General features: G+C 68.6%; 7 protein-coding genes and 1 pseudogene. 4 read left to right on the top strand and 4 right to left on the bottom strand.

Going from position 1 to position 8,273, the window contains the following annotated elements; translation table 11 throughout:
* Together BKD30_RS17010 and BKD30_RS17005 are read left to right on the top strand one after the other, a co-directional pair.
* The coding region (locus tag BKD30_RS17010) for an IS3 family transposase (RefSeq protein ID WP_408033359.1) at positions 1-120 on the top strand (120 nt) is incomplete at its 5' end.
* Positions 121-407: 287 nt separating this feature from the next.
* Entirely contained in the window at positions 408-617 is a 210-nt protein-coding gene (locus BKD30_RS17005; RefSeq protein ID WP_408033358.1) for a helix-turn-helix domain-containing protein, read from the top strand.
* 109 nt (positions 618-726) lie between these two features.
* On the opposite strand, the gene BKD30_RS04530 is transcribed toward BKD30_RS17005, so the two are convergent.
* A protein-coding gene (locus BKD30_RS04530; protein WP_408033357.1) for an IS3 family transposase occupies positions 727-2,123 on the bottom strand; the annotation gives its coding sequence in 2 pieces (ribosomal slippage) (positions 727-1,760 and positions 1,760-2,123; 1,398 coding nt in all).
* A 421-nt stretch (positions 2,124-2,544) separates the two neighbouring features.
* On the opposite strand from BKD30_RS04530, the gene BKD30_RS04520 reads away from it, so the two are divergent.
* A complete protein-coding gene (locus BKD30_RS04520; protein WP_076702649.1) occupies positions 2,545-3,438 on the top strand; it encodes a helix-turn-helix domain-containing protein in 894 nt (297 codons plus the stop codon).
* 94 nt (positions 3,439-3,532) lie between these two features.
* Here BKD30_RS04520 and coaE read toward each other — a convergent pair whose 3' ends face one another.
* The 3 genes from coaE to rpsA form a co-directional block, all read right to left on the bottom strand.
* On the bottom strand, positions 3,533-4,549 hold the full coding sequence (coaE, locus tag BKD30_RS04515) for a dephospho-CoA kinase (RefSeq protein ID WP_076702648.1): 1,017 nt from the start codon (positions 4,547-4,549) through the stop codon (positions 3,533-3,535).
* Positions 4,550-4,563: 14 nt separating this feature from the next.
* Positions 4,564-6,075, bottom strand: coding sequence for an MFS transporter (locus tag BKD30_RS04510; protein WP_159440541.1), 1,512 nt, complete (start codon positions 6,073-6,075; stop codon positions 4,564-4,566).
* A 181-nt stretch (positions 6,076-6,256) separates the two neighbouring features.
* Complete coding sequence (rpsA, locus tag BKD30_RS04505; protein WP_076702646.1) at positions 6,257-7,729, bottom strand: 30S ribosomal protein S1; 1,473 nt, start codon at positions 7,727-7,729, stop codon at positions 6,257-6,259.
* A 270-nt stretch (positions 7,730-7,999) separates the two neighbouring features.
* On the opposite strand from rpsA, the pseudogene BKD30_RS04500 reads away from it, so the two are divergent.
* Positions 8,000-8,273, top strand: a pseudogene (locus BKD30_RS04500) (integrase catalytic domain-containing protein); the annotation flags it as partial.

The following is an 8,273-nucleotide window of genomic DNA, read 5'->3' as shown; positions in this document are numbered from 1 at the left end:
GCAACATTCACCTGGATCGAGGAGTACTACAACCGGGCACGGCGACACTCCACCCTCGGCTATTTGACACCCGCCGAGTATGAATTAGGATTGAGGGACATCCACGAACTCGCCGCATAATTCTGGTATCCACTTTCCCGGGAACACTCCAACGCGGGCTTCGATTTCTGCGACGGTGTCATTCGCCTCCCAGTTGGCTCGGTACACGATGTCACCGACGATCTCATCGGGGACTCCGCCAACACCATCGATCACTTCTCGTGCCACGCTTCCACGGTGACGCGTGGCTGCACGCCGATACTCCCGGCTTTGAAGCACAGCTTCGACGACGCGCGTGGCTCGATCATTGACCGAATCGGTATCCGCACGGCTGGACCGCTTGGGGCGACGAGTCGAGCACGGACGCCATCCCCCGCGGCCGCGTTCACCGCGGATACGGCGGTGGCATCGACGAGCCCACCGGCCCCCAGCCGGACCAGCTTCGCGCCGCCTACGAAGCCGGCGACTCCATCCGAACCTTGGCCGACGACACAGGCCTTTCCATCCGACGAATTCGTGACCTTCTCGCCGAGTCTGACACCCCCTCCTCAACGTCTCCGTCGGTGCCGCGGCGCTGATCGGCCTCCGGTTCGTCGCCCCGTCACCACACGGCCGCCCTCGTCCTCCGCCGCGCCGTCCACGAGTCGGCGTAGCGGTATTTGTCAAGGCGGGTGAGGCCGGTGGGTGTTAGGCGGCGAGTTGTAGCTCGTCGGCTGGTGGTGGGTTGATCCAGGCGGCGGGGTCGCGGTCGAGGATCTTGGGTCGGGTCGTGCTGGTGAACCGTTCGGGGTGGGCGCGTCGGGCTGCGTCCAGGGCGGCGTCGCGGTCGTGGTCGATCCTGTCGGCGAGGCCGTAGTGGACGTCCGCGGGGGTGTGCATGCCGATGCCGGTGTGCCGGTGGTGGTTGTAGGCGTGTGCGAACTCGTCCAGGAACTGGCGGGCGTGGGCCAGGGAGGTGAACCGGTCGGGGAAGTCGGGCAGGTACTTCATCGTCTTGAACAGCGCCTCCGAGTAGGGGTTGTCGTTGGACACGCGCGGGCGTGAGCGGGAGCGGACCACGCCCAGGTCGGCCAGGAGAGTTCTGACGGTCTTGGAGGTCATCGACGGGCCGCCGTCGGAGTGGACGACCTGCGGGGTTCCGTGCACACCGAACGCGGAAGTCATCATCTCCGTGGCCAGGGCCCCGTCCTCGGTGGCGTGGACGACGGCGCCGACGATGTAGCGGGAGAAGATGTCGATCATCACGTACGCGTCGTAGTAGACGCCGCGGGCCGGCCCTGGCAGTTTCGTGATGTCCCACGAGTAGACCTGCCGTGGTGCGGTGGCGATCAGTTCGGGGATCTTCCGGGGCGGGTGGGTGGCCAGTCGGCGGCGTTCGCGGACCTGGGCGTTCTCGCGCAGCACCCGGTACATCGTGGCGACCGAGGCCACGTACTGGCCGCGTTCGAGCAGAATCGCGTAGACCTGCAGCGGCGGCTTGTCCACGAACTCCTCGCTGTTGAGCACCATCAGCACCCGTGCCCGCTCGGTGTTCGTGAGCTTGTTCGCCGGGGCCGGACGCGGCCGCGCGGGCTCCGGGTCCGGCCCGGTGGCACGGGCAGCGGCCCGGACGGCGGTCGCCCGCGGCACCCCGGTCAGAGTGGCGGCCTGCCGGGTCGGGGTGCCCGAGCCGGTCAGCTCGGCGTAGGCGTTCATGAGCGCTTCCTGCGCGGCTTGTCGGTATCCGCGCTCTCGGAGATCTGCTCCAAGAGCGCGTGTGCTTTTCCCATGATCTCCAGCGCGGTGCGCGCCATGTCCCGTTCGGACTCGGTCCTGCGCAGCTGCGCCTTCAGCGTCGCGATCTCCGCCTGCTCCCGCGACGGCCGGCCGACCGTGTCGCCGGGGTCCTTCCCGTCCAGCAGGCCCGCGTCGCGCTGCTTGCGCCATTCGCAGATCAGCGAGGAGTACAGGCCGTGCCGACGCAGGTACGCCCCGCCCTGGCCGGTCTCGCACGCGGTCTCGTACTCGGTCAGATACTTCAGCTTCTGGCCCGGCGTGAACGACCGGCGGCGCGCCGGACCGTCAGGGCTCGAGGGTGCACTCACGACACCATCATCGGCGCCGGCCAGGACGACTGGGGAACTCAAACTCATCGAAACAGGTAATCCTTCAACTCGCCCCGCGAAACGGACTTGCTATGAACCGGTGGACTCACCCCACCCTGACACGCAGGGCAGGTCCGACAGGGAACCGCCCAGGCTCCCGCGGAGCGCGGGAAGGGCCACGTTGGTCACCTGCGTGTCGAGGGTGACCACAGCGAAACCGAGCGTCGCCGCGACAAGGGCGGCGCGGTCGGGACGAAATCAGTGTCCAGCATGCTCATTGTTTCCCTCACAGCATCTATACCCGGGCGTTCGCGGCCGACAATTCCATGGGACCGCACCCCCGCGTTGTGGAACAGGCAGAGTTGTTCGGTGTACTGGCGGTGCCTGTTTCATACCGTCGTGACCCGCCTACGCTGACGGTATGGACACCGGCACCGAGGTCAGCGACTTCCTCCGATCCAGGCGAGCCCGCCTCACCCCGGACGCCGTGGGACTCACCGCATCTTCGACCGGCCGCCGCGTGAAAGGGTTGCGTCGCGAAGAGGTCGCAATCCTCGCCGGCGTCAGCGCCGAGTACTACAACCGAATGGAACGCGGCAAACTCGCCGGCGTCTCCGCATCGGTCCTCTACGCCGTCGCCCGAGCGTTGCAGCTCGACGACGCGGAAGAGCAGCACCTCTTCGACCTCGCTCGCACCGCGAACGCCACAACCGCCGCGACAAGACCCGGATCCAAGCGCGCCGCTACTCGTCCGGCCGTCGCCGCCCGGACGCAACGACTGCTCGACGGAATGGTCGAGCTCCCTGCCTACGCCCGTAACGCCCGCTGCGATGTGCTGGCGATGAATCGGCTCGGCGCAGCCCTCATGCCAGGGCTCCGACCGAACGGGAAGCAGCCGGCCAACATCGCGCGCTTCATCTTCCTCGACCCATCCTCGCAGGAGTTCTACGCAGACTGGGAGCGTATAGCCCGCGACATCGTCGCCGCGTTCCGGATCGAAGCCGGGCGCAACCCGTACGACCGTGCGTTGACCGACCTCATCGGTGAATTGACCACCCGAAGTCATCCGTTCCGCACCTGGTGGGCATCCCACAACGTGCGCCTGCACACCAGCTCCACCAAGACCATCCGCAACCCCGTCGTCGGCGAGATCGAGGTCACCGGAGAAGCTCTCACCCTCGCCAGCGAACCCGACGTCACGATCATCGCCTACACCGCTGAGCCAGCCTCGACGTCCGAAGAACGGCTGCGACTCCTGGCGAGTTGGGCTGCGAGTGAGGAAATCGGCACGCCGCCGCGAAGTGCCGCTGGCTAGGACCTCGATTCAATCAGGCGAAGCCGGGCTGTGTAGAGGTTTGAGCGCCCTACAGGGACGAAGGCGAACGCTTCTCCGCTTCGGATAAATCCAATCAGCCGGATCCGCCCTCCGCGGACGCACACACCTGCACGTCGACGGCCTTGCCAGGATCGCAGGTGCGATGTAACCAGCAGGGTCGGTGGCCCGGCACACGGTCGTCCCAGACACGCGCGTCCCGCACCCGAGGAAAGCCGGCGTCCGCAAAGGGCTGCACCAGTCGGTCAGCGGCCGCCTGATCGGGCACGACGACCCGAATCATCAGAACATCCACCGGCTCAGCGCCCTCGACGCGCTCGATGCGCAGGATCCCAAGGTCGGCGCTGACCCGAGCCAGCCTGCGGGCGATGCGCTCGACGACTTGCGCACGCCCCCCGCCGCCCGTGCCCGCACCGTCCTGCGCAACGTCCGCCGTGCCCGCACCACCCGCAACACCACCGCGGGCACGAGCCGCGGGCCGGCCGGCGAGCAAGTTCTCGTTGAACGGCAGGATGCGCTCGTGCCACAACTCGTCGACACGGCGCTGCAGTGCACCGACCTTACCGCTGTTGGCCAGCACGACGTCGGCGGCGGCCTCCCGCTGCTCGTCGGTCGCCTGCGCGGCGATCCGGGACCGCGCGTCCTCGGCGCTCATCCCCCGCTGCTCCACCATCCGGCGGATCCGGTCGTCCTCGGCCGCCTGAACCACCACGACGAGATGGAACGCGTCCTCCTGGCCCGTCTCCACCAGCAGCGGGATGTCCTGCACGATCACTGCCCCGCGGGGTGCCGCCGCGATCCGTCGGGCCGCCTCCGCCCGTACCCGCGGGTGCACGATGCCGTTGAGCGTGGCCCGCGCCCCGTCGTCGCCGAACACCAGGCCACCGAGCGCACCACGGTCGAGGTCGCCGTCGCCGGTGAGGACGTCGGAACCGAAGGCGTCGACGACGGCGGCGAGCCCGTCGGTACCCGGCGCCACCACCTCACGGGCCAGGACGTCGGCGTCGATCAGGACGGCGCCGAGTTCCCGTAGCCGGGCCGCTACCACTGATTTGCCCGCCGCGATTCCCCCGGTCAGTCCGACTGTGAGCACGCCCGTCAGTCTAGTCAGCGGGACCCGGACGGGGCCCGCCCGGGGATGGACGCACCGCCCACCGGGTCGCCGGACAGGTTGACGGAGCAGCGCGGATCACCGGTGAGGCTGCGGCCGGGCACCGCGATCCAGGCGAGCAGTCCACCGGCCACCTGCAGACCGGCACAGATCCAGATCGCGGCGTGGAAGGCGGGCAGGAACCGAACCGGGTCCCGGTACACGTCACCGGTGATCCCGGTCAGGGCGGGCAGCGCCGCGATGGCGACGAGGCCGGCGGCGCGCGCGACGGCGTTGTTCACTCCCGAGGCGAGCCCGGCGCGCGCGTGCGGCACGGAGGCCAGGGCGGTGCCCGTCAACGGTGCGACGAACACGGCGAGCCCGAGACCGAACACGGTGACCGCGGGAAGGACGTCGACCACGTACCCGGAACTGGCGTTCAATCGGGTCATCAGCACCAGCCCGGCCGCGGAGACCAGGGGTCCGACCGCCATCAGTGGTCGAGCACCGATCCGCCCGGCGAGAGCCCCGAACCGGGACGCCAGCAGCAGCATCACCACCGTGATCGGCATCAGGGCGGCCCCGGCGAGCAGCGGGCTGAAACCGGTGACCGTCTGCAGCTCGACGACCAGGAGCAGCAGCGCCCCGCTGTTGGCCGCATACAGCAGAAAGGTCACCGCGTTGGTCGCGGTGAACGCGCGGATCCGGAACAGGCCGAGCGGCAGCATCGGATGCGGTTGCCACCGTTCGACGACGAGGAAACCGATCAGCGCGGCGGCGGCCAGCGCCATCGGGAGCCAGACCGCCACGTCGGTCGGCGGGCGCTCACCCGCGGCGATCAACCCGGCGGTCAGGGCGCCGAGGCCGACGACACACAGCAGGGAGCCGGCGACGTCGAGACGGCCGGCGGCCGCGGCGTCGTGCGTCTCGGGCACGTGCCTGACGGCGAGCACCACCACCAGGACCGCGAGCGGCGGGTTGATCAGGAAGACCCAGCGCCAGTCCGCGACGTCGAGCAGCCAGCCGCCGACGAAGGGCGCGATGGCCGACGCCGCCCCGCTGAACGCGGACCACGTGCCGATCGCGCGCCCGCGGTCGTCGGCGTCGAACACGGCCTCCAGAATCGCCAGGCTCGCCGGCATCAGCAGCGCACCCCCGACCCCTTGCAGGGCTCGCGCACCGATCAGCCAGGGCGACGTGGACGCCACCGCGCAGAGCAGGGAGGCGACGGCGAACCAGGCCACCCCGACGACCAGGACGCGGCGGTGACCGTACCGGTCTCCCAGCGACCCACCGATCAGCACGAACGACGCGAGGGTGAGGGTGTACCCCGTGATCGTCCACTGCAGGGACGCGAAGTCGACCCGCAGGTCCGCGCCGATGTCAGGCAGGGCGATGTTCACCACGGTGGCGTCGACACCGGCCAGGCCCGAGGCCAGCACACAGGCCAGCACGATCCAGCGGCCCGGCGCCGAGGAGAGTGACACGTGCGCCGAGGAGAGCGAGACGTGCGGAGCGGGCAACCTCACCCGGGCAGCAGGATCTCCCGCCGCTCGACGCCGGTCCTTGCCGAGTCTCGTCCAAACCACCCCTGACGTGAGCCGGGAACCGGCGCCGATGCAAACGCGTGCGTTCTGCCCGAAACGGCACGAGGCCCTCCACCGCGGGGGTGGAGGGCCTCGTGTCAGTTCAGCCGATCTGGGCGGATGATCACTGTCCGCCGGTGAGCTTCTCCCGAAGGGCGGCCAGCGCCTCGTCGGAGGCCAGCGTCCCGGTATCGCGCGGCGCCTCGTCGGACGAGTAGCTGCTCGTCCCGCTGTCGAACGACCCACCGCCGGTGGTGGTGGTCTCCTCCGCGGCGGAGGACGCGACCTGACGCTTGTGCGCCTCCCACCGCTCCTGCGCCTGGGCGTACTGCGTCTCCCAGGTAGCGCGCTGGGCGTCGTAGCCTTCGAGCCACTCGTTGGACTCCGGGTCGAAGCCCTCCGGGTACTTGTAGTTGCCCTCCTCGTCGTACTCGGCGGCCATGCCGTACAGCGCCGGGTCGAACTCGGTGGAGTCCGCGTCGACGCCCTCGTTGGCCTGCTTGAGCGACAGGGAGATGCGGCGGCGATCCAGGTCGATGTCGATGACCTTGACGAACAGCTCCTCGTTCACGGAGACGACCTGCTCGGCCAGGTCCACGTGACGGGCCGCCAGCTCGGAGATGTGCACGAGACCCTCGATGCCGTCCTCCACGCGGACGAACGCACCGAACGGCACCAGCTTGGTGACCTTGCCGGGGACGATCTGGCCCAGGGCGTGCGTCCGGGCGAAGGTCTGCCACGGATCCTCCTGGGTCGCCTTCAGCGACAGGGAGACCCGCTCGCGGTCCAGGTCGACGTCGAGCACCTCGACGGTGACCGGCTGACCGACCTCGACGACCTCGGACGGGTGGTCGATGTGCTTCCAGGACAGCTCGGAGACGTGCACCAGACCGTCGACACCGCCGAGATCGACGAACGCACCGAAGTTGACGATCGAGGAGACGGTGCCCGGGCGGACCTGACCCTTCTGCAGCTTGTTCAGGAAGTCGGAGCGGACCTCGGACTGCGTCTGCTCCAGCCAGGCACGGCGGGACAGGACGACGTTGTTGCGGTTCTTGTCCAGCTCGATGATCTTCGCCTCGAGCTCCTGGCCGATGTACGGCGCGAGGTCGCGGACGCGGCGCATCTCCACCAGCGAGGCGGGGAGGAAACCGCGAAGCCCGATGTCGAGGATGAGGCCGCCCTTGACGACCTCGATGACGGTGCCGGTGACGACGCCGTCCTCGTCCTTGATCTTCTCGATGTCGCCCCAGGCGCGCTCGTACTGAGCCCGCTTCTTGGACAGGATCAGGCGGCCTTCCTTGTCCTCCTTGGTCAGGACGAGGGCTTCCACCTCGTCACCGACGGAGACCACCTCACCGGGGTCGACATCGTGCTTGATGGACAGTTCGCGCGACGGGATGACGCCCTCGGTCTTGTACCCGATGTCGAGGAGGACTTCGTCGCGGTCGACCTTGACCACGGTGCCTTCAACGAGGTCGCCGTCGTTGAAGTACTTGATGGTGGCATCGATCGCGGCGAGGAAGTCGTCGGCGGAGCCGATGTCGTTGACCGCAACCTGGGGGGCAGCGGTCTTGTCGGTGGCGGTGATGGTCATGTAGGAGGGACTCCGATTTGTGGTGGATTGTCGGTGCGCCCGGCCGGGGCTGGACGCGGTGCTGTACTGGATGCAGAAACGGGTGGAGCAGTGTGTCTCGTGCACGCAGAAATGCGCCATTTCAATCTAGTTGCTGGCGGCAACCCGCGCAAAGGCGGCGACGTGCCTCAGCTTCTTTGAGCGCGGGGGTCGGGCCGGTGCCTCAGCTTCTTTGAGCGCGTAGTCCCCGGTGGGCGGGGCAGGCTTGCCGATGTGGAAGGCAAGATTCCGATGGCCGCGAGGCGACACGTCACCAACAAGCTCCGGGCCGCGTACGCGAGAGCGTCAAGGCCTGATAAGGCGAAGATCCTCGATGAGGTGATGGCGACCACGGGAATGGGCCGGTCGACGGCACGGCGGATGCTGACCGGTCCGCGCTTGCCGGCCCCGGCCGAGCAGGTCGACAAGCGCCGGCTGCGGCCGAAGGGTTACAGCGACGAGTCACGGCTGCTGCTGGAGCATGTGTGGGCGCTGATGGGCTGCCCGTGCGGGAAGTACCTGACGG

Origin of the sequence: Tersicoccus phoenicis (assembly GCF_001968835.1) — a bacterium.
Taxonomy (GTDB): domain Bacteria; phylum Actinomycetota; class Actinomycetes; order Actinomycetales; family Micrococcaceae; genus Tersicoccus; species Tersicoccus phoenicis.
Note: the sequence above shows the minus strand (reverse complement) of the source record. Positions and strands in the feature narration are given on the sequence as shown.

What these genes read in the sequence shown, in the direction of transcription:
- rpsA (WP_076702646.1), bottom strand. Translation starts at nt 7,729, where the DNA reads ATGACCATCACCGCCACCGACAAGACCGCTGCCCCCCAGGTTGCGGTC.
- BKD30_RS04520 (WP_076702649.1), top strand. Translation starts at nt 2,545, where the DNA reads ATGGACACCGGCACCGAGGTCAGCGACTTCCTCCGATCCAGGCGAGCC.